Origin of the sequence: Pseudomonas poae RE*1-1-14, from assembly GCF_000336465.1 — a bacterium.
GTDB lineage: Bacteria > Pseudomonadota > Gammaproteobacteria > Pseudomonadales > Pseudomonadaceae > Aquipseudomonas > Aquipseudomonas poae.
Genome location: NC_020209.1, coordinates 1,545,510 through 1,569,903, shown reverse-complemented (window position 1 = coordinate 1,569,903; position 24,394 = coordinate 1,545,510). Strand labels below are relative to the sequence as shown.

The window sequence follows — 24,394 nt, the reverse complement described above, 5'->3', positions numbered from 1 at the left end:
CCTTCAGCAAGCGAAGTTGTCGATCTTCACCTGCCCGTCGGGAAACGTCGCGATGATTTCTAGTTCACCTCCCATGGCGCGTATGTAGTTACGCAAGGTGCTGATATACATGTCCGTGCGACGCTCCATTTTGGAGACCGCAGCCTGGTTGACCTTCAATGCCTTGGCCATGCTCTCCTGGCTCAACTGCTGGGCTTTGCGCAGCTCATGCAACGGCATTTCTCTCAGATGCTGCCTGAATATCTGCTCGGCCTCAGCCCGCGATTCGGGTGACATGCGAGCTTGAAGTTCAGCGAATTTCCTAGCCATGGTTACGGCCCTCTTTACGCAGTGTTTCCAAATGAACGTCATACAACTTATCAGCCACGGGGACGTGCTCTTCGTACCATCGATGCCGCGCTGCTTTATTGCCACCAAACAACAGCAATGCGCAACGGAGGGGATCGAATGCATACAGCACCCTATATGGGCGACCAGCGTGCTGCGCCCTCAGTTCGCGCAGGTTACCGTGTCGAGATCCCTTGACATCGCTGCTGTGGGGAAAGCGCAAATCTGGCCCGAACAGCCCCAGCAGATCAACGCTGGCAGATACCGAGGATTGCTCTCCTGTATCCAGATCAGCCCACCAGTCTCCGAATTCGTCCGTGTATTCTATGTCCCAGCTCATGCAAATATGCCACCCATGGAATATAAACTCAAGGGCATAACTCTAGACCGTGAGATTTGCCTCGCCAGCGGCAAATTATTTGTACGTACTACAACTCTTGGCCGATGCGCAGGCGCGGCAAAAATACAATTCTCAGTCGGCAAAAAGCGCTCTAATAGCGCCCTGTTGACTGGCTTTGAAGATTCTGGAGTTCGCAATGCCCCATGAAGGCAACCTGTTGCAAGCAGCCGTGGTATTTCTGCTCGCCGCCGTGCTCACCGTGCCGCTGGCCAAGCGCCTGCAACTGGGCGCGGTGCTCGGCTATTTGTTCGCCGGGGTGATCATTGGGCCCTCGGTGTTGGGCCTGGTGCGTAACCCCCAAAGCGTCGCGCAGTTCTCCGAACTGGGCGTGGTGTTGCTGCTGTTCATCATCGGCCTGGAGCTGTCGCCCAAGCGTTTATGGGTGATGCGCAAGGCCGTGTTCGGCGTCGGCCTGGCGCAGGTGCTGCTCACCGCCCTGGTGATGGGCGCGGTGGCGCTGTGGCTGTTCGGCCAGGCCTGGAACAGCGCGATTGTGCTGGGCCTGGGCCTGGCGCTGTCGTCCACGGCGTTCGGCCTGCAAAGCCTGGCCGAGCGCAAGGAACTCAACCAGCCCCACGGTCGCATGGCCTTTGCGATCCTGTTGTTCCAGGATATCGCTGCCATCCCGCTGATCGCCATGGTGCCGTTGCTGGCCGGCGGCAGCCACCCCACCACCGAGTCCGAAGGCCTGCAGCATGGCTTGCAGGTGCTGGGCAGTATCGCCGTGGTGATCATTGGCGGGCGTTACCTGTTGCGCCCGGTGTTTCGCATCGTGGCCAAGACCGGCCTGCGCGAAGTGTCTACCGCCACCGCGCTGCTGGTAGTGATCGGCACGGCCTGGTTGATGGAGCTGGTCGGTGTGTCCATGGCCCTCGGTGCCTTCCTCGCCGGCCTGCTGCTGGCGGACTCGGAATACCGCCACGAACTGGAATCCCAGATCGAACCGTTCAAGGGCCTGCTGCTCGGGCTGTTCTTTATCAGCGTGGGCATGGGCGCCAACCTCAGCCTGCTGCTCAGTTCGCCGCTGGTGGTCATCGGCCTGACCCTGCTGCTGATCGGCCTCAAGCTGCCGATCCTGTATGCCGTGGGCCGAATGGCCGGTGATCTCAACCGCGAAAGCGCCCTGCGCCTGGGCGTGGTGCTGGCGGCCGGCGGTGAATTTGCTTTTGTGGTGTTCAAGATCGGCCGCGATCAGGGCCTGTTCGAACCGCAGTTGTACGACATTCTGGTGCTGACCATCACCCTGTCCATGGCCATCACGCCGCTGTTGCTGCTGATCTGCCCGAAGCTGTTCAAGCGCAAGAGCAAGCCGGTGGAAGTGCCCGAGGAATACCGCGCCATCGAAGGCGACGCGCCGCGCGTGGTGATCGCCGGCATGGGTCGCATGGGGCAGATCGTCGCGCGGATCCTGCGTGCGCAGAACATTTCGTTCATCGCCCTCGACACCTCGGTGGAAACCATCGAGCTGACCCGCAGCTTTGGCGGCATGCCGGTGTTCTACGGCGATCCGCAACGTCCGGAAATCCTGCACGCGGCCAAGGTCGACCAGGCAGAATTCTTCGTGATCGCCATGGACGACCCGGAAATCAACATCAAGACCGCCGAACTGGTGCGAAACCTCTACCCGCACATGAAGATCATCGCCCGCGCACGTAACCGTCAGCACGTGCACCGCCTGGTGGACCTCGACGCCTCGCCGATTCGCGAGACCTTTTACTCCAGCCTGGAAATGAGCCGCCGCACCCTGGTCGGCCTGGGGTTGAGCCAGGCCCAGGCCGATGCGCGCATCAACCGCTTCAGGAACCACGACCTGCAAGTGCTCGCCGCCCAGCATGCGGTGTACGACGACGCGGCCAAGGTGATGCAGACCGCCCAGGAAGCGCGCGCCGAACTGGCGCGGCTGTTTGAGATGGATCGACTTGAGGAAGAGTCCGACAAGGTGTGAGGCTGGAGAGGAACGATCTTGCGAATTTTCTGACAGAATAAGGCGCAATTTCGTTTTTTAACCGGAGTGCTTCATGGCCACTTTTACCAAGACCGCCGTCCTGCTTGCCCTCGCACTGACCGCCGGCAGCGCGCTCGCTGCCACCAAGCCAAGCACACAAACCATCTCCACCCTGGGCGGCAAGTTCACCTTCAGCCTGCCCAAGGCCTACGTCGCCGACACGTTGCCGGCCGGCAAGGCCGAGGACGGCACCGGCGACACCCAGGGCACGATGTACGCCAATCAGACCACGAAAAGTGTGGTGATCGTCGCCGAAACCGTGCGCAAGGACGGGGTAAAGATCGAGGACAACGACCCGAAGTTCCTTGACGGCGCCGTCGCCGGTTTCATCAAGGACCAGAGCGCCGCCTTGCCCGACTTCAAGAAACAGAGCGAGAAAAAACTCAACTTCAAAGGCCTGGGCATGCGTCAGGTGGACAGCACCGCCACCCAGGGCGGCGGCAAGACCTTGAACTCCACGTTCTTGAGCGGCTCGGGTAACCAGTTGCTGGTGATCCAGGCCATTTCCCGGGCCGACGATGTGAAGGGGCATGCCGAGTTGGTGAAACAGATCACCGGCAAATAACCTACTTCCACAACCAATACAAAAGCCCTTGTGAGAGGGAGCTTGCTCCCTCCCACATCGCAACTGTGTTCACTTTAGATTCGATTCAAGCCAGGCCTTGAGGTCCTGTACCTCCGCCGCGCTGATCGTGTGGTTCATGCCTTCATACGTATGAAACTGCGGCTTCAACCCCAGGCCCACCAGCGCCTCATTCGCCCGCGTCGCCGACGCATACGGCAGCGCCTGGTCCAACGTGCCATGGCCGATAAAGATCGCCAGCTTGCCCAGCGCCTCATCGGGCTTGAGCTCGGCCTTGAGTACCGGCAGCACGCTGCCGCTCAGCGCCGCGATGCCACGCAGCAACTCCGGCTGACGCAAGCCCACCTCATAGGACATGATCGCACCCTGGCTGAACCCTACCAGGAACACGCGATCGCTCTGGGTGTGGTACTTGGCCGTGGCCTTGCGCACGAAGTCTTCAATCAGCGCGGCGCTGCGCTGCAAGTCGGCAGTTTCGCCGTTGTAGTCACGCTCGCCGGTGGTCTTGGTGAACCAGCGATAACCATGGGGGTCCACCGGCGTCGGCGCGCGAGCCGACAGGTAGGTCCAGGTCGAAGGCAATGCGTCCTTGATCCCGAACAGGTCTTGCTCGTCGCTGCCGAACCCGTGCAGAAAGATCACCAGCGGCTGGTTGCGTGCATCGCCCTGGGTCTGCTCCAGGTAGGACAACGGCAAATCGGTGTGCAGGTTCGAGTCGGCGTGAGCGGCACCGGCCACCAGGGTCAGTGCCAGGGCAAACAGTTTGAGCATGGGAAATCACCTCAGGGTTTGCGTAACAGATAAGTGTCCATGATCCAGCCATTTTCCAGGCGCGCGGCCTTGCGCACCCGTTCGATTTCTTCAGCCACTTCACTGACCTTGCCGCTGATCAGGATTTCATCCGGCGTGCCCAGGTAGGCCCCCCAATAGATATCAAATCCCTGGTCAGCCACGCTGCGGTAGGAGTCCTCGGCATCGAGCATCACCACCAGCGTATCTGCATCGCTGGCCTGCCCTGCCGCCAACCGGCGCCCGGTGGTGATCTCGACGGACTTGCCGATGCGGTTCAACGCCACTTTATGTTGCGCGGCCAGGGCCTGCACGCTGGTGATGCCGGGGATCACTTCGAATTCGAATTCGCACTGCCCTGCGGCCAGAATCGCCTGCAGGATGCGAATGGTGCTGTCGTACAGCGCCGGGTCGCCCCAGGCCAGGAACGCACCGACCTCGCCGTCGGCCATGTGCTCATTGATCAGGCGCTCGAAGGTGGCTTGCTTGTCACGATTAAGGCCCTGCACCGCCGTGGTGTAGTCGATTTCACCGCGCACGCGCTCCGGGCAATCGGCCTCGACGAAGCGGTAGCCGGGCTCGGTGATGTAGGTGTCGCAGATCTCGCGGCGCAGGTCGATCAGCTTGTCCTTGCTCTGGCCCTTGTCCATCAGGAAGAACACGTCGGTGCGGTTCAGCGCCTTCACGGCCTGCATCGTGATGTAGTCAGGGTTGCCGGCGCCAATGCCGATGATCAGGATGCGTTTCATGGGGTGCTCTCAATGCGGGGCATGGATGTTGCCATGTTCGGGAAGCCAGGGGTGAGTATCCAGGCGCAGACGCCACACGCCGGTAAAGCGCAGCTCGATGCAGGACAGCGGCGCGACGTCGATCCGATAAATCATTTCGACCGGCATGTGCAGCACCTGCAGCATCACCGCGCGGATCACGAACGGATGGGTCACGGCCAGCACATGGCCGGGTTGGGTTTGCAGTTGCTTGAGCCACTGCGCGGTCCGCTCGCACAACCCGTCCACCGACTCGCCACCGTGGGGCGCGCCGGCGCTGTCGGCGAGCCAGGCCCTGACTGCGTGGGGGTCGAGCTGGTCAATCGCCTGGCCTTTCCAGCGGCCCATGTCGAGATCGCGCAAGGCGGGTTCCAGCGTGGCCTCGTTGCCGAAGAGGCTGGCGGTCTGGCGGGTTCGCAACTCGGGGCCGCACACCATCTGCGGGGGTTTGTTGAAGCGACCGGCCAGGGATAACGCGTCACGCTGCCAATCCAACACCACCGATTCGTCATCGGCAAATCGCGCGTATTTCTGCGCCGGCGTGGCGGCGTGGCAGACAAGGGTCAACCGGGTGGGTTGCATCGCGGGTTCACTCTGGGTGGGTGCAGTTCACCTGGAACGGCGAAGTTGTATTCATATGTTACAACAAACCTGGAAAAGCCCGCTGGACGCTGGGCCAACGCCCACAGCGTGCGGCCTTGAGCCGAATTTTTCACATTGGATCCCCTTCCTGTGGCGAGGCTGTACTAGCATACGTGCTGACGGGGCGGACTATCACTGTGGGTTATTCGTATTGGCACCTCAACCCCGTCGCTGCAAGGCCGAATACCCGCACCTGACTCATGGACGATTGGATGAACGCTCAGCTGTTTCCCCATATAGGCAAAGTCATTGCCAGCACCGGAAGCCGACATTTCCCACGCATGCTGCACGACCTGATCCTCACCCAACTGGCGGTGGACGCCACCCATATCACCCAACTGCGGGTGAGCCCCGAGGGGCACACGCGGCGCAAGATCAGCCCGGTCTACACCGATTCGATGGCAACGCTGGGCGAAGAGCAACCTGCCGCGCAACTGCATCTGACGCGGCGCAAGGACGATGTGCGCTACATCCTCTCGGTGTACCGCTCACACCAGTCCGAAAGCTTTTCGCCGCAGGAGCGCAACATGCTGGAAGAGTTTTCCACGCTGTTGCTGCCCATGGTGGAAAAACACATCACGGCAATCCAGCCCTGTGGCGAGAGCGAACCGCTGGCGGCGCAGCATCAGGGCATCGAGACCCTGCGCCGGCGCATCGAGGAACGCCTGGTGCAATCGGGGCTGACCTTGTCCAACCGCGAACTGGAAGTGTGCGTCGGCCTGCTGGCCGGAAAAACCGCACCGGAGCTGGCCGAACAACTGGCGTTGAAGGTCAACACCATCGAAAGCTACCTCAAGCGCGCGTCGATCAAACTGGGCATCAGCGGGCGGCATTCGCTGTTGCGGTGGATGTACGCCACCGAGAACAACACCGGTCTTTAAGCCAACCTCGATCAAAGGGTGGGAGGGGCTTGCGCCCTCCCACATTCATCAATCTCTGGCCAGCGCCTCGATCGGATCCAGCCGCGCCGCATTCCTTGCCGGCACAAACCCGAACACGATACCGATCAGGGTGGAACACGCAAACGCGGTCACCACCGAGCCCACCGAAAACACCATCTCCCACTCTTTTACAAACAGCGAAAACAGGTAGCCGATGGCGTAGGACAGCGAGATCCCGATGATCCCGCCGATCAGACACACCATCACCGCCTCCACCAGAAACTGCTGACGAATATCCGACTGCCGCGCGCCCACCGCCATGCGGATGCCGATCTCGCGGGTCCGCTCGGTGACCGACACCAGCATGATATTCATCACGCCGATTCCACCCACCAGCAGCGAAATCACCGCGATCAGCGACAGCAGCAAGGCCAGGGAACGGCTGGTGTTCTGCACCGTCTGCATGATGCTGTCGAGGTTGTTGGTGAAAAAATCCTTGGTGCCGTGACGTTGCAGCATCAGCTTGTTGACGTTCTCTTCCACCACCTTGCTCGGCTGGCCATCCTTGATGCGCACGGTGATGCTGTCCAGATGACGCTGGCCCAGCACGCGCCCTGCCGCCGTCTCGTAAGGCACCCACACATTGAGCGACTTGCTGGCGGCGAACATGTTTTTATTCTCGGCCGTCACCCCGATCACCGTGCACGGCAGGTTGCCCACCAGAATCACCTGGCCGAGCGGGTCGACATGGGCGCCGAACAGGCGCTGGCGGGTGTTGTGGTCGATCACCACCACCTGGGCCTGTCGCCGCGCATCGTTCTCGCTGAAGGCAATACCGGCTTCGAGCTTGAGGCCCTTGACCTTGAAGTAGCGCTCGCTCACCCCATTGACCTGCGCATCCAGGTCGATATTGCCAAAGCGCAGCAGCAGGTTGCGGCCCACCACCGGCGTGGCACTGTCGACGTAATACAGTTGGTTCAACGCGTCCACATCCGAAGGCATCAGCGTCTCGATGGCCGAGGCGCGGCTGTCGCCGAAACTGGTGCCGGAAAAGATATCGATGGTATTGCTGCCGATGGCCTGGATGTCCTTGAGCACATAGCGCTTGGCCCCTTCGCCGATGGCCGAGATCGACACCACCGAGGTGATGCCGATGACGATGCCGAGCATGGTCAGCAGGGTGCGCATGCGATGGGACACCAGCGCGACCCAGGCCATGTTGAACGCTTCCTTGAACAACCCCAGGCTCGCCACCAGCCGCCGCGCACCGCTGCGGCGGGACTCGATTGGCGTCTCGCCGGGTAACTCGAGGCCGACACTGGCGTTGGCCTTGTCGCTGACGATCTCGCCATCGCACACCTCGACGATGCGCTGGGCATTGGCCGCCACCTTGGGGTCATGGGTGACGATGATCACCGTATGCCCGGCCGCGTGCAGCTCGGCAAGAATGCGCATCACCTCCTTGCCGCTGTGGGTGTCCAGCGCCCCGGTGGGCTCGTCGGCAAGGATCACGTCGCCGCCGTTCATCAAGGCTCGGGCGATACTCACCCGCTGCTGCTGCCCCCCGGACAACTGGCTGGGCCGGTGGCTGGTGTGCCCGGCCAGGCCCAGCCGCGTCAGCAGCTCCTGGGCGCGGCTGTGGCGCTGCGTCTGCGGGGTACCGGCGTAGATCGCCGGCATTTCCACGTTGTGCAACGCGCTCAGGTGCGCCAACAAGTGATAGCGCTGGAAGATAAACCCGAAGTAATCGCGGCGCAGCTCCGCCAGTTGCTCATCACCCAGGGAGCGGGTCTCGATGCCGTTGATTTTGTAGCTGCCGGCGGTGGCGTAATCCAGACCGCCGAGGATGTTCATCAAGGTGGACTTGCCCGAGCCTGAGGCGCCGATGATCGCGACCATTTCCCCCGCCTGGATGGTCAGGTCGATGCCCTTGAGCGCAATGAATTCACGCTCGCCGGCCATGAAACTGCGGGTGATGCCCTTGAGTTCCAACAGTGGCTGGGTCATGACTCAGTTCCCCGCCACGGCAGGCGTGGTATCGCCGATCACCACCTTGTCGCCCTCGACCAGGCCGTCGAGGATCTGCACCTTGACGTTATTGTTGATGCCGGTCTTCACATTGCGCGCCAGCACCTTGCCCTTGGCATCCAGTACCCGCAGCGCATAGCTGCCATCGTTGTTGCGCGCGCCCAGCGCCGCCACCGGCACCATCAGCGCCCCCTGGGCGGTGTCGAGCACGATGCGCACCTGAGCGGTCATCGCGATGCGCAGGCGATGGTCGGGGTTGGGCACGTCGAACAGCGCGTTATAGAACACTGCCGTGTTCTGCTTGGGCGTGCCGGCACTCTGGGTTTCGAGGAAGTTCTGCGGCGCCGGCTCCGTGCCGCGCAACTTGGCGTAGTAGCGCTTGTCGGCCTCGCCGAGAATGGTGAAATACACCTGCTGGCCGGGGCTGATATGAATCACATCGGCCTCGGACACCTGGGCCTTGACGGTCATGGTGTCCAGGTCCGCCAGCTTGAGCAGCACCGGCGCCAGCTGGTTGGCGATCACGGTCTGGCCTTCCTGGGTGACGATACCCACCACATCGCCGTCGATGGGCGCATTGATACGGGTGTAGGTCAGGTTGACCTTGGCGGTGTCGATCTGGATATGCGCGCTCTTGATCTGCGCATCCAGCGACAACAGGTTGGCCTGCTGCACCAGATAGGTGGACTCGGCGTCTTCGAAGTCCTGACGGGACACCGACTCGTCGATCTGCAGGCCCTTGTAGCGCTCGTACACCGACCTGGCCTGCTTGACCTGGGCCGCCGTGGCGCGGCGTTGGGCCTGAAGGTTTTCTTCGTCGACCTGGGCCTTGCGCAGGGTGTTTTGCAGAATCAGAGGGTCGATTTCGGCGAGCCATTGGCCCTTCTTTACCTTGTCGCCGACTTTGACCTTGAGGGACTTTAACTGGCCGGAGACCTGGGCGCCGACGTCGACTTGTTTGATGCCTTCGAGCAGGCCGGTGGCCAGGACGGCGTTTTCAATATCGCCGCGTTCAGCGGTGGCTGTCAGATATTGGGGGGCGTCGGCCGGGGCCTTTACGGTGTAGATGATCAGGCCGATGGCGATGGCCAACAGGGTGAATAAGCCGATTTTGCGGAATTTAGACGTTTGCATAAATGACCATTGAGAGGTTTTTTTGGTTGAGTGCATATCCGTTGCTGCAGTAACGGCCACCTATGGTTCCGCTCTTACAGCGGGTCACTTTTGGATAAGAGCCCGGAATGCCGGCCCAGCCAAAAGTAACCAAAAGGGCTCTTGCCCCAACACTCGGCACCTCGCCCAGGCTCGGTGTGCCCGAGATCAAAAGCAAGATCAAAGGCCAAAGCCAAAGCCAAAGCCAAAGCCGAGCAGGTCAAAAGCAGTTTCTTCCACTTGAACCTGCTTTTCTGTGGGAGCTGGCTTGCCTGCGATGCAGACACCTCGGTGCATCAGGAAAACCCGGTCGATGCCATCGCAGGCAAGCCAGCTCCCACACCCAGACCGGCGCAAACCCGTCACGACACCACCTCCCCAACCACCAAACCTTCCAGCCACCAAGCCGCCAGCCCCTGCACATTGGGCGCCTTGAGCAACGTAAAGTGGTTCCCGCCGCCATACCAAACCTCAAGCCCACTCCCCTGCCCACGCCACCCCTCAATCATCCCCTCCTGCTCCCGCAGATTGCCCACCGCATCCAGCGCAGGATCCTGCGCCAACACCAACCTCACCACCCCGCCATACCGCCGCCCAGGCCGATACACCGTGCGCAACGCCGCCGCATACGTGCGCGCCGGACCCACCATCGCGTCCGAAGATGCACGCCCCGGCAGCAACCCGACCGACACCATTCCCGCATGCAACGCGTGCCGCTGCGCCACCTCATCGGTCCCGGCAAATCCCACCGGATCAATCCCCAGCGACCGGCCCGCCGACAACTGCATCGCCTCAATCAACCGCACCAACGCCGCCGTCGACGTATAAGGTCGCCCGACCACGCCATTGCCGCCCGGCGCCTCACTGTCGATCACCGTCAACGACGCCACCTCCCGCCCGGCTGCCTGCAAGCGCAACGCCATCTCCAGCGCCACCCAGCCGCCAAACGAATGCCCGATCAAATGCACCGGCCCCTGGGGGCATTCGTGTTCAAGCGCCGTGAGGTAACACTGCGCCGCCGCCTCGACCTGGCTGTGAGGCACCGCCTCGCCGTCCAGCCCGCGTGGTTGCAGACCGAACAGCGGCCAGTCACGCCCGAGCGCTTCGCCCAAGCCCACAAACCCGGTCACGCTGTCGCCCGCCCCCGGCACGCAGAACACCGGCGCAAACCCCGGACGCCCGCTTTGAATACGCAGCAGCGGCTGATGGGCGGCCGGCATCACCGGTAGCGAGGCGGCCAGGGCCGCCGACATCGCAGCCCCCAGCTCGCGGATATGCGGTGCCTTCATCATGCTCTGGTGCGTGCCCGGCACTTCGATCTGGCGCAATTGCCCCGGCGCCAGCGCGTCGCTCCAGCCCAGGGAATCACTGCGCCGCGACAGATCGGTGAGCCGCTCCTGCGCACTGAACAAATGCACCGCCACCGGCAGCGGGAACAGGCTGTAATGGGCCAGCGCGTGCCCGTGGCCGACCTCGCGCTCGATGAAGCTGATCAAGTCGGCGTCTTCGGCCGCCGCCATTTGCGGGTGCAACAAACCTTCATCGCGACAACATTGCAGCAGACCAGCAAGGTCCAGCTGTTGAGTGTCTGCTTCCAGTTGCGCCAGTCTTGCCACTTCATCAACACCTCCCTGTACAGTCCAATGGGCAGTGCACTGCAGCAGCAGATGCCGCTTGAGCGCCTGCGGTCCTTCCCAGCGCGCCTTGCCCTGGTCGGTCATGCGTGGCACGAAACTGTCGATCAAGCCGAGAAACGCTACCGGTTCATCCAGCCCCAGCAACTGCATCGCCACTTCATAGGCGAGCACCCCACCGAACGACCAGCCCGCGACCCGGTAAGGACCGTGGGGCTGAATCTCGCGGATCAGGCCGACCATGCGCGCCGCCAGGCCTTCCATGGTGTTCAGGTGCGACTCGCCCAGCGCCAGGCCCGGCAAGCCGTAGATCGGGTAGTCGCCGGCCAGATGCTGGCCCAGCGCCGGGAAATACACGTCCATGCCACTGAACTCGTGCACCAGGAACAACGGCGGCTGCGTGCCGCTGCTGCGCACGGTGATCACCGTGGTATCGCGCACCGTCTGCGCATTGCGCTGACGCAGCATCGACGCCACGTTCGCCACGCTGGCGTGCTCGAACAGCTCGGCCAGGCTCACCGCAAGCCCCGCCTCCTCCATCAGGCTGACCAGACGGATCGCGAGCAGTGAATGCCCGCCCAGTTCGAAAAAACTGTCATCACGGCCCACTTGTTCCAGCATGAGTACCTCGCTCCACAGGCGCGCCAGGGTCTGTTCCAGGGCATCGCGCGGCGCTTCGAACACGGCACCGGCCAGGGCCTGCGCGGCAGGAACCGGCAAGGCCTTGCGGTCGATCTTGCCGTTGCCGGTCAGCGGCAGGCGCTCCAGCGGCAAGTAGGCCGAGGGCACCATGTAGTCCGGCAGTTGCGCCTGCAGATGGGCGCGCAGGCTGTCGCTGCCGACGGGCTCGCCCGCCCAGGTGAAGTAGGCCACCAGCCGCTTGTCGCCCGGCACGTCTTCACGGGCCAGCACCACCACGTCCTGAATAGCCGCATGGGTCGCCAGGCGCGCTTCGATCTCGCCCAGTTCGATGCGGAAACCGCGGATTTTCACCTGATCGTCGTTGCGCCCGATGCACTCCAGCAGGCCGTCCGCCGTCCAGCGACCCAGGTCGCCGGTGCGGTACATCAGCGCCCCGCTGTGGAACGGGTCCCGCACGAACTGCTGCGCACTCAATGGCGCACGGTTCAGATAGCCCAGGGCCACGCCGTCGCCGCCAATGCAGATTTCTCCGCTCACGCCCACCGGCACCGGCTGCAACTGCGCATCCAGCACGTAGACCTGAGTATTGGAAATCGGCCGGCCAATCGGCACGCTGTCGGCGTCCTCGGCCAGGGCGCGCACTTCGTACGTGGTGGCGTAGGTGGTGGTTTCCGTCGGTCCGTAGCAATGCACCAGACGCAAGGCCGGTGCCCGCGCCAACAGGCTGCGGAACGCCGCCGGGTCGGCACGCTCGCCGCCACACAACAGAATGCGCAACCCCGCCAGCGCCTCGGGTATCAGCTGCACGTACTGGTTGAACAAGGCTGTGGTGACGAACAGCACCGTCGCCCCCTCCAGCGCGGCGCCAAATGCGGCCGGGTCGAGCAAGGTGGCGTGGTCGATGACCTGCACCTGACCGCCATTGAGCAGCGGCGCCCACACATCCATGGTGCTTGCGTCGAACGCCGGGTTGGAGGCGAACGCCACGCGGTCACCGGCATTGAAGTCGGCGTAGCCATTGTTGATGACCAGCCGGGTGATGCCACGGTGGGGCACCCGCACGCCCTTCGGCGTGCCGGTGGAACCCGAGGTGTACATGACGTAGGCCACGCTGTCCGACGCTTGCGACAGTTCCGGGTTGTGCGCCGGTTGCGGGTCAAACACCTGAGTGTCGAGGTCCAGACGCGCCGCCGGGTAGTCCACGGCGATGTCGCTGCGGGTCAGCAGCCGCACCGCGCCGCTGTCCTGCACCATGAAACCCTGGCGTTCGGCGGGCGCGTTGATGTCCAGCGGCACATAGGCGGCGGCACACTTCAATACGGCCAACTGGCCGACAACCAAGTCAACGCTGCGCGGCAGCAGAATCGCCACGCTGTCGCCGGCACACACCCCCAGGCCAAGCAGATGATGGGCCAGGCGGTTGGCGCGGGCGTTCAACTCGCCGTAGCTCAAGCGCTGCTCGCCATGCACCAGCGCCAACGCGCCGGGACGCGCCTGCGCCTGGGCCTCGAACAGACGTTGCACCGTGTGCGCACGGGGGAACTCCCGCTCCGTGGCATTGAATGCCTCGATCAATTGGCGGCGCTCGCCGGCCGGCAGGATCGACACACCACTGATGGCGCTGTCGGCGTTGTGCTCGAGCGCCTCCACCAGATGCTCAAGCGCCGTCTGCAGGTAACCGCACAAACGCTGCGCGCCCTGCCCCATGGCCGTCAGGCTGAAACCCTCGCCCAGGTCGTCGACGCTCATCGACAGGCCGTAGCTGGAACGCTCCTGGGCCTCCAGCAGATGGATACCCTGCCAGGCCGTGGCGGCCTCGGCGCTCATTACAGCTGCCGCCCCGGCACTGTGGCGATAGTTGAACAGCACGTTGAACAATGGCGTGTTCGCCGGCACGCTGCTGCAGCGTTGGGCCAGAGCCAGCGGCGCGTGTTCATGCCGCAGCAGGCGCGACAGGCGCGCGTGGGTATCGCGCAGCGCGCTGCGGACCGAGTGTTCGCCGAGGTCGACGCGCAGCGGCAAGGTATTGATGAACACCCCCATCGCGCGCTCGGCGCCTTCGCCGCCCTGCAGGCGACCCAGCATCACGCTGCCGAACACCACAGTGTCGCGGCCAGCCACCTTGCCCATCACGTGGGCCCAGCCCAGGTGCATCAGGCTGGCGGCACTCACCCCGGCGCGGCGGGCCTGGGCGCGCAGGCGCTGGCTCAGCGCGCTGTCGAGCAGGCGTTGCGCCTTTTCATCGGGGCCCAGCGGGCACAGCACGGTCGGCTCATCGACCTGATCCAGCATGTCGCAAAAGAACGCTTCGTGCTCCTGCTCGGTGACGCCCAGCCGGGTCTGCGCCACATAGTTGCGATAAGGCACCGCCGCACCCAGCGCAGCGCCCTCGCCACTGAGCACCGCCTGCATGTCGTGCTTGAGAATCTCCAGGGTGATGTGGTCCATCACCAGGTGGTGAAACAGCAAGGTCGCCACCACGCCTTGTGCTTGTTCGGTGTAGACCAGGCGCATCACCGGCGCCTGGGCCAGGTCCAGGCGCTGCGGCAACGGCCCGCTTTCGACGCGCAGCGCTGCGGTACGCCACACCACTTGCACCGGTTCCTCCAGGCCGTCCCAATGGAACGACGAACGCAAGATGTCATGACGCTGGATCACCGCCTGCAACGCCTCGGCAAAGGCCTGCAGCCGCACAACGTTGTCGAACGCAAATTGCGCCTGCAGCACATACACATCGCCCTCCTGCACCGCGCGGTGGTGATAAAGAATCCCCGCCTGCAAGGGTGCCAGCGGGTAAATGTCCTGCACATTCGCCGCGCCGCCGGGGATGGCCGCAACCACCCGGTCGATGGCCGGCTGGTTCAGGGTCACCAGCGTCAGCATGTCCGGGGTGATCGCGCGGCAATCGGCGGCGATGCCGTTGGCCGGCACGGCCACTTCGCGACTGCCGCCCAGGGTCGCCGCCAGCGCAGCCAGCGTCGGCTGGCTGAACAGCACGTTCACATCCGCCGACAAACCAAGGCGCCGCAGGCGCCCCATCAGGCTCACGGCCATCAGCGAGTGCCCGCCCAACTCGAAGAAGTTGTCGTGACGCCCTACGCGCTCCACCTCCAGCAGCTCGGCCCACAGGCTGGCCAGGGCGATTTCGGTATCGCCTTCGGGCGCCTCATAGTCGCGCGCCAGTACCGCTTCGGTGCCCGGCGCTGGCAGGGCCTTGCGGTCAAGCTTGCCGTTGGGGCTCAGCGGCAGCGCGTCCAGGTGCACAAACGCGACCGGCACCATGAACGCCGGCAAGTGCTGCGCCAGATGACTGCGCAGCACATCGATGTCGCTCTGCTCGCCGGTGTAGTAAGCGATCAGGCGCTGTTCGCGGGCCAGCACCACGGCTTCGTTGACCGCTGGGTGTTCGGTCAGCCGCGCCTGGATTTCACCCAGCTCGATACGCAGGCCATGGATTTTCACCTGATCGTCATTGCGCCCCAGGTATTCGAGGGTGCCGTCAGCCAGGTAACGGCCGACATCGCCGGTACGGTACAGACGACCACCGGTAAACGGATCGTCGAGGAAGCGCTCGGCAGAAAGTTCGGGCCGGTTCAGGTAACCGCGAGCCACCTGTACGCCGCCGATGTACAGCTCGCCGACCACGCCAAGAGGCACCGGCTGCATGCGCGCATCCAGCACGTACAGGCGGGTATTGGCGATCGGTTTGCCGATGGGTGTGTTATCCGGCATCTCGGCGCGTATGCAGCGCCACGCCGTCACATCCACCGCCGCTTCGGTGGGGCCATACAGGTTGTACAGGTCGATCCCCGGCAGTTGCTGTTTGAAGCGTCGCACCAGGCTGCCCGGCAGCGCTTCACCGCTGCACATCACCTGCCGCAGTCCCGCCGCCTGGCTGACATCGCCATGGGCGAGGAACACATCGAGCATCGACGGCACAAAGTGCAGCGTGGTGATTGCTTCGGCTTCGATGATTTCGCACAGGTAGGCCGGATCCTTGTGCCCGCCGGGACGCGCCATTACCAGTCGCGCACCGGTAAACAGCGGCCAGAAGAACTCCCACACCGACACGTCGAAGCTGAACGGGGTTTTCTGCAGCACCGCATCGGCGGCCGTCAGGGCGTATTCGTCCTGCATCCACAGCAGGCGGTTGACCACACCGCCGTGGTCGTTGATCACGCCCTTGGGCTGGCCGGTGGAGCCGGAGGTGTAGATCACATAGGCACTTGCCGCGCTCACGTTCGGGTTAGCCACCGGCAGGTGCTGCCAGCACGGCTGGTCCAACTCGACCACCGGCACCTCGCCGAGCAGGCCACGGGTCCCGACCTGGGCCAGCACCACCTGCGGCGCGCTGTCCTGCAGCATGTAGGCAAGGCGCTCCTGGGGATACGCCGGGTCCAGCGGCACATAGGCGGCACCCGCCTTGAGCACCGCGTACAGGGCGATGACCATGTCCAGGCCGCGCTCGGCGCACACCGCCACTCGCGCGTCCGGTTGCACTCCCAGCGCCAGCAGGTGATGGGCCAACTGGTTGGCCCGGGCATTGAGTTCGGCGTAGGTCAATTGCTGCGTGCCGGCCTTGACCGCCAGCGCATGGGGCGTGCGCTCAACCTGCGCTTCGAACAGGCCGTGTACGGTCTGCTCCAGGTTGTAGTCGACGGCGGTTGCGTTGAATTCGAACAGCAACTGCTGGCGCTCCCGCGCGCTCACCAACGGCACGTGTTCGAGCACCGCCTGGTCGTCATCGACCATCGCCTGCAGCACGCAGGTGAGGTAACCGACGTAACGCTGCGCCGTCGCCTCGTCGAACAAGGCCACCGCGTATTCCAGGGTGCCGAGAATGCTGCCGCCGACTTCGCCCAGGCTCAGGGCCAGGTCGAACTTGGCAAAGTGACTCTCCTCGACAATCGCTTCCAGCGCCAGGTCGCCCAGGCGCAGGGCCGGCGCGCTGCTGTCCTGCCAGGTGAGCAGCGCCTGGAAGATCGGGCTGTGGGACAGGCTGCGCAGCGGCCGCACAATTTCCACGACTTTTTCGAACGGCAGATCCTGATGCGACTGCGCGGCCAGGGTCACCGCCCTCACCCGCGCCAGCAGCGCCTCGGTGCTCGGCTCGCCGCTGGTGTCGATGCGCACCGCCAGGGTGTTGACGAACAGACCGATCAGCCCTTCCACCTCGCTACGCGTGCGGTTGGCAACCGGCGAGCCGATCACCAGATCCTGCTGACCGGACAGCCGCGCGAGCAAGGAGGCCCAGGCACTCATCACGGTCATGTACAACGTCACGCCGTGACGTTGACTCAAGGCCTTGAGCCCCGCGCTCAAACGGTCATCCAGACGCACTTCGACGGTATTGCCGGCATAGTTCTGCTGCGCCGGACGCGGGCGGTCGGTAGGCAGGGTCAGCAACGGTGGCGCACCGGCCAACGCCTGCTGCCAGTAGGTGCTTTGGCGGTGCAGCACTTCACCGCTCAACCACAGGCGTTGCCACACGGCAAAGTCGGCGTACTGAATGGCTAGCGGCGCCAGCGGGTCGGGCTGACCGTGGCTGAAGGCCTGGTACAGCGCCATCAGCTCACGGGTCAACACGCCCATGGACCAGCCATCGGAGACGATGTGGTGCAGGGTCAGCAGCAGCACATGGTGATCGTCGGCCAGCACCACCAGCCGTCCGCGCAGCAGCGGGCCGCGTTCCAGGTCGAACGGTGCCGAGGCTTCACCGTGGATCAACGCGTCCAGCGCCTGCTGCGGCTGCGGATGGCGACGCAGGTCCTGCACCTGCAGCGGCAGCACATCTTGCGGCGCGTCAATCAGCACCTGGGCATCGTCACCGTGCTGGGTAAAGCGGCTGCGCAGGGTTTCGTGCCGCGCGACAATGCGCGCGAGGGCGCGTTGCAGCGCCTGCACATGCAACTGGCCACGCAAGCGCAGGCCAATCGGAATGTTATAGGCGGTGTTGGCGCCTTCCAGCAGCGCCAGGAACCACAGGCGCTGCTGGGCGAACGAGAGCGGCACGTCCTGGTCACGGTTGGCCGGCAGAATGTCCGGCAACACGCTGCGCCCCGCCAGGGCCAGCACGCCGGCAACTGCGGCCAGTTCGGCATTGGCAAACAGGTCGGCCAGCAGCAGCTCCACCCCCAGGCGCTGCCGCACCTGGGACACCATGCGCATGGCCAGCAGCGAGTGCCCGCCCAGCTCGAAGAAGTGATCGCGACGGCCCACCTGCGCCACCTGCAACACGTCGGCCCAGATCTGCGCGAGTACGCTTTCGATCTCACCCTGCGGCGCTTCATAGTCGCGGATAAACAGCGCAGCCAGGTCCGGCGCCGGCAGGGCCTGGCGATCCAGCTTGCCGTTGGCGGTCAGCGGCAGCGCGTCGAGCCGCACGTAAGCGGCCGGGACCATGTAGTCCGGCAGATGCGCGACCAGATGGGCGCGAATGTCACCTGCGGCCAGGCTGGCGGCCGACGGTTGCTCGGTGAAATACGCCACCAGCCGATCGTCACTCACCAGCACCACCGCTTCCTGGATGCCCGGCAGCTGGTTGAGGCGAGTCTCGATTTCGCCGAGTTCGATACGCACGCCACGGATTTTCACCTGGTCGTCGTTGCGGCCCAGGTATTCAAGGGTGCCGTCGGGCAGCCAGCGTACCAGGTCACCGGTGCGGTACATGCGCCCCTGGTTGAACGGGTCGCGCAGGAAGCGTTCGGCGGTCAGGTCCGGGCGGCTCAGGTAACCGCGCGCCACGCCGGTGCCGCCCACGTACAACTCGCCGGCCACGCCCAGAGGCACCGGACGTTGCTGTTCGTCCAGCACGTACACCTGGGCATTGGCCACCGGCTTGCCGATATGCAGCGGCTGGCCGACATCGAGCAGGCCGGAGGTCGCGACCACCGTGGCTTCGGTGGGGCCGTAGTTATTGACCAGCGCAAAGGACTGCGCATGGCTGAACTGGCGCAAGCGGTCGCCGCCGATCAGCAGGGTGCGCAGGGTCGGGTGTTCGATGTGCTGGCTGAAGGCATATTCGGCCACCGGCGTGGGCAAGAAGCACACGTCCAAGGGTTGCGCGCACCACCAGGCCAGCAGCGCGTCGATGTCTTCGGCGCCCTCATGGGCCGGCGGCAGGTGCAGGGTCGCGCCCACGCACAGCGCCGGCCAGACTTCCCAGGCCATCGCGTCAAAGCCAAAACCGGCAACGCTGGCGGTGTGGCTTCCAGCGTGCAGGTCGAAGGCGCGGCAATGCCAATCCACCAGGTTGACCACGCTGTGGTGTTCCACCATCACACCTTTGGGCAGGCCGGTGGAGCCGGAGGTGTAGATCACGTAAGCCAGGTTCGACGGCGCGACCGCAACCGCCGGATGTGCCGGCTGATCCCAGACGCTGCCCTCGAGTTCGATCACCGGCACGTCCACGGCGGGCAGGCGTTCGAGCAGCGCATGCTGGGTGAGCACCGCCACCGGCGCGCAGTCGCTGAGCAGGTAGGCCAGGCGTTCGGCCGGGTGCGACGGGTCGACCGGCACATAACAGGCGCCGGCCTTGAGAATCGCCAGCAGCCCGACCAGCGTATCCAGGCCCCGCCGGGCAACGATGGCCACGCGGTCGTCGGGCTGCACACCCAGGCCCAGCAGGTGGTGAGCCAGGCCGTTGGCATGGCGGTCAAGTTCGGCGTAGGTCAACTGCCGCTCACCCGCCTGCGCCGCAATCGCGTGGGGCGTGCGCGCCGCCTGGGCAGCGAACCGGCCGTGCACAGTCTGCTCGTCGCGGGGAGGCATCGCCGTCGCATTGAAGTCCACCAGCACCTGCTGACGCTCACGCGCATCCAGCAGCACCGCATGGGCCAGCACCGCCTGATCGTCCGCGACCATCGCCTGCAAAACGCGGGTGAAATAACCGACGTAACGGCTCGCCGTTGATTCATCGAACAGCGCCGCGGCGTATTGCAACGCCCCCCTGATGCTGCCCTGAACATCACCCAGGTCCAGGGTCAGGTCGAACTTGGCAAACAGGCTCTGCTGGGCCACGCCTTCCAGGGTCAGATCCCCCAGCGCCAGGGCCGGCGCGCTGCTGTCCTGCCACGCCAGCAGGGTCTGGAACAGCGGCGTATGGGCCAGGCTGCGCACTGGCCGGGCGATTTCCACCACCTGCTCGAACGGCAGGTCCTGATGGGCCTGGGCCGCCAGGGTCTGCGCCCTGACCCGCGCCAGCAGCGCCTCGGTGCTCGGCTCGCCGCTGGTGTCGATGCGCACCGCCAGGGTGTTGACGAACAAGCCGATCAGCCCTTCCACCTCGCTGCGTGTGCGGTTGGCCACGGGCGAGCCGATCACCAGGTCGTGCTGGCCGGACAAGCGCGCCAGCAGCGCCGCCCAGGCACCCATCAACGTCATGTACAGCGTCACGCCATGGCGCTGACTCAAGGCCTTGAGCCCGGCGGTCAAGCGTTCGTCCAGGCGCACCTCGACGCTGCCGCCGCTGTAGTCCTGTTGCGCCGGACGCACGCGGTCAGTGGGCAAGGTAAGCAAGGCCGGCGCACCGGCCAGGGCCTGCTGCCAATAGTCGCTCTGACGCTGCAACACTTCACCGCTCAACCACAGGCGTTGCCACACGGCAAAGTCGCCGTACTGGATCGCCAGCGGCGCCAGCGGGTCGGGCTGACCGTGGCTGAACGCCTGATACAGCGTCATCAACTCGCGGGTGAGCACGCCCATCGACCAGCCATCGGAGACAATGTGATGCAGGGTCAGCAGCAGCACGTGATGATCGTCAGCCAGCACCACCAGGCGCCCACGCAGCAGCGGACCACGCTCCAGGTCGAACGGCGCCGAGGCCTCGTGGTGAATCAATGCCTGCAGGGCTTGTTGCGGTTCGGCGTGATGGCGCAGGTCCTGCACCGTCAGCAGCGCGCCCTCCTCGACCGGCACGGTCAGCACCTGGGTGTCGTCGCCGTACTGCACAAACCGGCTGCGCAGGGTGTGATGGCGCACCACGATGCGCGCCAGCGCCTGTTCCAGGGCATCGGCCTGCAAGGGCCCACGCATGCCCAGGGCAATGGGGATGTTGTAGGCGCTGTTGCCGCCGTCCATGCGCGCCAGAAACCACAGGCGCTGCTGGGCGAACGAGAGCGGCACGTCGCTGTTGCCGCTGCTCGGCAGAATAGCCGGCAAGGTGCTGCGCCCGGCCTGGGCCAGCACCTGAGCGACCGCCGCCAGTTCGGCATTGGCAAACAGATCGGCCAGCAGCAGCTCGACGCCCAGGCGCTGGCGAATCTGCGAGACCATGCGCATCGCCAGCAGCGAATGACCGCCCAATTCAAAGAAATGGTCGCGACGGCCCACGCGTTCCACCTGCAACACGTCGGCCCAGATCTGCGCCAGCAGCGTCTCGATCTCGCCCTCGGGCGCCTCGTAGTCACGGCTGAACACGGCGGCGCTGTCCGGCGCCGGCAGGGCCTTGCGGTCGAGCTTGCCGTTGGCGGTCAGCGGCAGCACGTCGAGTTTCATGTAGGCGACCGGCACCATGTAGTCCGGCAAATGCGCCACCAGGTGCGCTCGGATTGCGCCGACATCCAGGGGCTCGAGTTGTGGGTTCTCGGTGAAGTACGCCACCAGCCGCTCTTCGCGCACCAGCACCACCGCTTCCTGGATGCTCGGCAACTGGTTGAGCCGGGTTTCGATTTCGCCGAGTTCAATGCGCATGCCGCGAATCTTCACCTGGTCGTCGTTGCGCCCCAGGTACTCGAGATTGCCGTCGGGCAGCCAACGCGCCAAGTCGCCGGTGCGGTACAGGCGACCCTGGCTGAACGGGTCCCGCAGGAAGCGTTCGGCGGTCATCTCGGGCCGGTTGAGGTATCCGCGCGCCACGCCACTGCCGCCCACATACAATTCACCGGCCACGCCCAACGGCACCGGGCGCTGTTGTGCGTCGAGCAGGTACACCCGCGCATTGGCGATGGGTTTGCCGATGTGCAAGGCGCCGCCCGCCTCGACCTTGCCAGAGGTGGCGACCACTGTGGCTTCGGTAGGACCGTAGTTGTTGATCACCTCGAAGGTTTGCCCACGGTTGAACGCACGCAAGCGGTCACCGCCGATCAACAGGGTGCGCAGGGTCGGGTGTTCGATGTGCTGGCTGAAGGCGTATTCGGCCACCGGCGTGGGCAGGAAGCACACGTCCAGAGGTTGCGCGCACCACCAGGCCAGCAGCGCGTCGATGTCTTCGGCGCCGTCGTTGGCTGGCGGCAGGTGCAGGGTCGCGCCCACGCACAGCGCCGGCCAGACTTCCCAGGCCATCGCGTCAAAGCCGAAGCCGGCGACGCTGGCGGTGTGGCGTCCGGCGCACAGGTCGAAGGCGCGGCAATGCCAGTCCACCAGGTTGGCGACGGTGTGGTGCTCGACCATCACGCCCTTGGGCAGGCCGGTGGAACCGGAGGTGTAGATCACATACGCAAGGTTCGACGGCGTGACCGCGACCTGCGGATTGCTTGCCGAGTGGTGCTGCCAGGTGTAGCGGTCCAGGTTGATCACCGGCATGTCCAGCGCGGGCAGGCGCTCGAGCAACGCATGCTGGGTGAGCACCGCCACCGGTGCGCTGTCGCTGAGCAGGTAGGCCAGGCGTTCGGCCGGGTGCGAGGGGTCGACGGGCACGTAGCAGGCGCCGGACTTGAGGATCGCCAGCAAGCCGGCCAGGGTGTCCAGGCCACGGCGGGCGACGATGGCCACGCGGTCATCCGGTTTCACCCCCAGCGCCAGCAGGTGATGGGCCAGCAGGTTGGCCTGCTGGTTCAGTTCGGCATAGGTCAGCTGGCGACCTTGATGCACGGCGGCGATCGCATCCGGCGTCAGCGCGGCCTGGGCCTCGATGCGGCCATGCAGGGTGGTGCCCTGGGGGAAATCGGCGGCGGTCGCGTTGAGTGTTTCCAGCAACAGGTATTGCTCGGCAGCGGGCACCACTGGCAGTTGATCGAGCGCGGTGTGCGGCGCTTGCTCAAGCGCCGTCACCAGGTTTTCCAGAGCGGTTTGCAGGTAGGCGCACACGCGTTGCGGGTCGACCTGCGTGCTGGCCAGCAGGCTCAGGCCGAAGCCGACGCCCAGGTCATCGACGCTCAGCGTCAGTGGGTAGTTGGTGCGTTCCTCGGCGCGCAGCGCAGCGATGCCCTGCCAGGCAGTGACCGTTTCGGCGCTCGCTGCCGGGGCACTGTGGCGATAGTTGAGCAGCGCGCTGAACAACGGCGTGGGCGCGGTCACGCCGCTGCAACGCTGAGCCAGGGCCAGCGCTGCATGCTCGTGGCGCAGCAAGGTGGTCAGCCGCGCGTGGGTGGCCTTGACCCCGGCGCGTACCTCCTGGCCGTCCACATCGACGCGAAACGGCAGGGTATTGATGAAAATACCCAGGGCGCGATCCGTGGCGTGACTGCCCTGCATACGCCCCATCAGCACGGTGCCGAACACCACCTGTTGCTTGCCGGCCAGCACGCCCAGCACCTGGGCCCAGCCCATGTGAAACAGGCTTGCGGCGCTCACGCCCAACAACCGCGCCTGCGTACGCAGCCGCTGGCACAGCTCGGCCGCCAGCGGCAGGCTGATCTCGGCAATGCCGCGCGCATCGCCCTGCACATCCTGCAGGCCAAATGGCAGCGTCGGCTCGCTGATATCGCCAAGCATCTGCCGGAAGAAGCTTTCGTGCTCCTGCTCGCTGATGCCCAGACGGGCCTGCGCCACATAGTTGCGAAACGGCACGGCCTGCCCCAGCAAAGCGCCCTGCCCCAACAGGCATGCCTGCATTTCGTGGCACACCACCTCGAGGGCGCTGTGATCCAGGGCCATGTGATGGAACAGCAAGGTCGCGACAAGGCGCCGGTTGGCCAGGTCCTCGGCGTATATCAGGCGCAGCAGCGGGGCCTGGGTCACATCCAGCCGGTAATGACGGGCGTCGAAGCGCGCGTGCAGTTGAGCGGCGATATCACCGTCGGCCGGGTCCAGCTCAAGGGCCTGCACCGGCAGACGCGCCTGGCGCCACACCACTTGCGAGGGCTGTTGCAGACCGTCCCACACCACGCCGGTGCGCAGAATATCGTGGCGGTCCATGACGCTTTGCAGCGCCTGGGCAAACGCTTCGAAACGCTCGAGGCTGTCGAAGGCGAATTGCGATTGCATCACATAGGGGTCGCCCTGTTCGGCGCTGACGTGGTGAAACAGAATGCCTTCCTGCAGCGGCGCCAGCGGGTAGATGTCCTGGATATTCGCCACGCCGCCGTCGACGCTTGCGACAATGCGCTCGATCTCTTCCTGGCTCAGGGTGGACAGGGTCAGCATGTCCGGGGTGATGCGTGTTGCACCAGCGGGGATGCCATTGGCCGGCACTTGCACCTCGCCGGCTTTGGTCGCCGTGTAGTCGCCGGCCTTGATCAGCTCGATCAGCGCCGGTTTGTGCTCGCGCAGCGCGGCGAGTATCGCCGGCTCGCTCAATGCCTGTTTGTTGCCTTGCACCGACAACTGTTCGCCCTTGAGGGCCAGTTGGATGTCCTTGGTTTTCAGCGTCGCCAGCAGTTGATTG

11 protein-coding genes and 1 pseudogene are annotated in these 24,394 nt (G+C 64.7%); 3 read left to right on the top strand and 9 right to left on the bottom strand.

All coding sequences use genetic code 11. The features are described 5' to 3' along the window. Positions 1 to 3: 3 nt before the first annotated feature. Positions 4 to 309 (bottom strand): XRE family transcriptional regulator, encoded by a 306-nt coding sequence (locus H045_RS07090; RefSeq protein ID WP_003235588.1) that lies wholly within the window; start codon positions 307 to 309, stop codon positions 4 to 6. Beyond that, complete coding sequence (locus tag H045_RS24375; RefSeq protein ID WP_015371867.1) at positions 302 to 667, bottom strand: type II toxin-antitoxin system RelE/ParE family toxin; 366 nt, start codon at positions 665 to 667, stop codon at positions 302 to 304. Before H045_RS24375 ends, H045_RS07090 begins: the two co-directional genes overlap by 8 nt. Before the next feature lie 196 nt (positions 668 to 863). Between H045_RS24375 and H045_RS07080 the strand changes: the two genes are divergently transcribed. Together H045_RS07080 and H045_RS07075 are read left to right on the top strand one after the other, a co-directional pair. Further along, on the top strand, positions 864 to 2,672 hold the full coding sequence (locus tag H045_RS07080; RefSeq protein ID WP_015371866.1) for a monovalent cation:proton antiporter-2 (CPA2) family protein: 1,809 nt from the start codon (positions 864 to 866) through the stop codon (positions 2,670 to 2,672). 73 nt (positions 2,673 to 2,745) lie between these two features. Continuing rightward, on the top strand, positions 2,746 to 3,297 hold the full coding sequence (locus tag H045_RS07075; RefSeq protein WP_015371865.1) for a DcrB/PsbP domain-containing protein: 552 nt from the start codon (positions 2,746 to 2,748) through the stop codon (positions 3,295 to 3,297). A 69-nt stretch (positions 3,298 to 3,366) separates the two neighbouring features. Here the strand turns inward: H045_RS07075 and H045_RS07070 are convergent, their stop codons facing one another. From H045_RS07070 to H045_RS07060, 3 genes are read right to left on the bottom strand one after another with little or no spacing between them, the layout of a single operon-like run. After that, positions 3,367 to 4,086 carry an alpha/beta hydrolase gene (locus tag H045_RS07070; RefSeq protein WP_003235579.1) on the bottom strand — a complete coding sequence of 240 codons (720 nt, stop codon included), beginning with the start codon at positions 4,084 to 4,086 and terminating at the stop codon, positions 3,367 to 3,369. Between the two features lie 11 nt (positions 4,087 to 4,097). Then, positions 4,098 to 4,853, bottom strand: a complete 756-nt coding sequence (cobF, locus tag H045_RS07065; RefSeq protein WP_015371864.1) for a precorrin-6A synthase (deacetylating) — start codon at positions 4,851 to 4,853, stop codon at positions 4,098 to 4,100. Positions 4,854 to 4,862: 9 nt separating this feature from the next. Continuing rightward, complete coding sequence (locus H045_RS07060; RefSeq protein ID WP_015371863.1) at positions 4,863 to 5,453, bottom strand: histidine phosphatase family protein; 591 nt, start codon at positions 5,451 to 5,453, stop codon at positions 4,863 to 4,865. A gap of 272 nt (positions 5,454 to 5,725) precedes the next feature. Here H045_RS07060 and H045_RS07055 point away from each other — a divergent pair, with 272 nt between their 5' ends. Next, positions 5,726 to 6,394: a helix-turn-helix transcriptional regulator gene (locus H045_RS07055; RefSeq protein ID WP_003235573.1), complete on the top strand. Its 669-nt coding sequence runs from the start codon at positions 5,726 to 5,728 to the stop codon at positions 6,392 to 6,394. Positions 6,395 to 6,442: 48 nt separating this feature from the next. Here H045_RS07055 and H045_RS07050 read toward each other — a convergent pair whose 3' ends face one another. From H045_RS07050 to H045_RS07040, 4 genes and pseudogenes are all read right to left on the bottom strand, one after another. Further along, complete coding sequence (locus tag H045_RS07050) at positions 6,443 to 8,401, bottom strand: MacB family efflux pump subunit (RefSeq protein WP_015371862.1); 1,959 nt, start codon at positions 8,399 to 8,401, stop codon at positions 6,443 to 6,445. A gap of 3 nt (positions 8,402 to 8,404) precedes the next feature. Next, positions 8,405 to 9,556, bottom strand: a complete 1,152-nt coding sequence (gene macA / locus H045_RS07045; RefSeq protein ID WP_015371861.1) for a macrolide transporter subunit MacA — start codon at positions 9,554 to 9,556, stop codon at positions 8,405 to 8,407. Positions 9,557 to 9,754: 198 nt separating this feature from the next. Beyond that, positions 9,755 to 9,940: a hypothetical protein gene (locus tag H045_RS25020; RefSeq protein WP_157225357.1), complete on the bottom strand. Its 186-nt coding sequence runs from the start codon at positions 9,938 to 9,940 to the stop codon at positions 9,755 to 9,757. Beyond that, positions 9,937 to 24,210: pseudogene (locus H045_RS07040) on the bottom strand (amino acid adenylation domain-containing protein); the annotation flags it as partial. The gene H045_RS25020 and the pseudogene H045_RS07040, both read right to left, overlap by 4 nt. Positions 24,211 to 24,394: the final 184 nt, after the last annotated feature.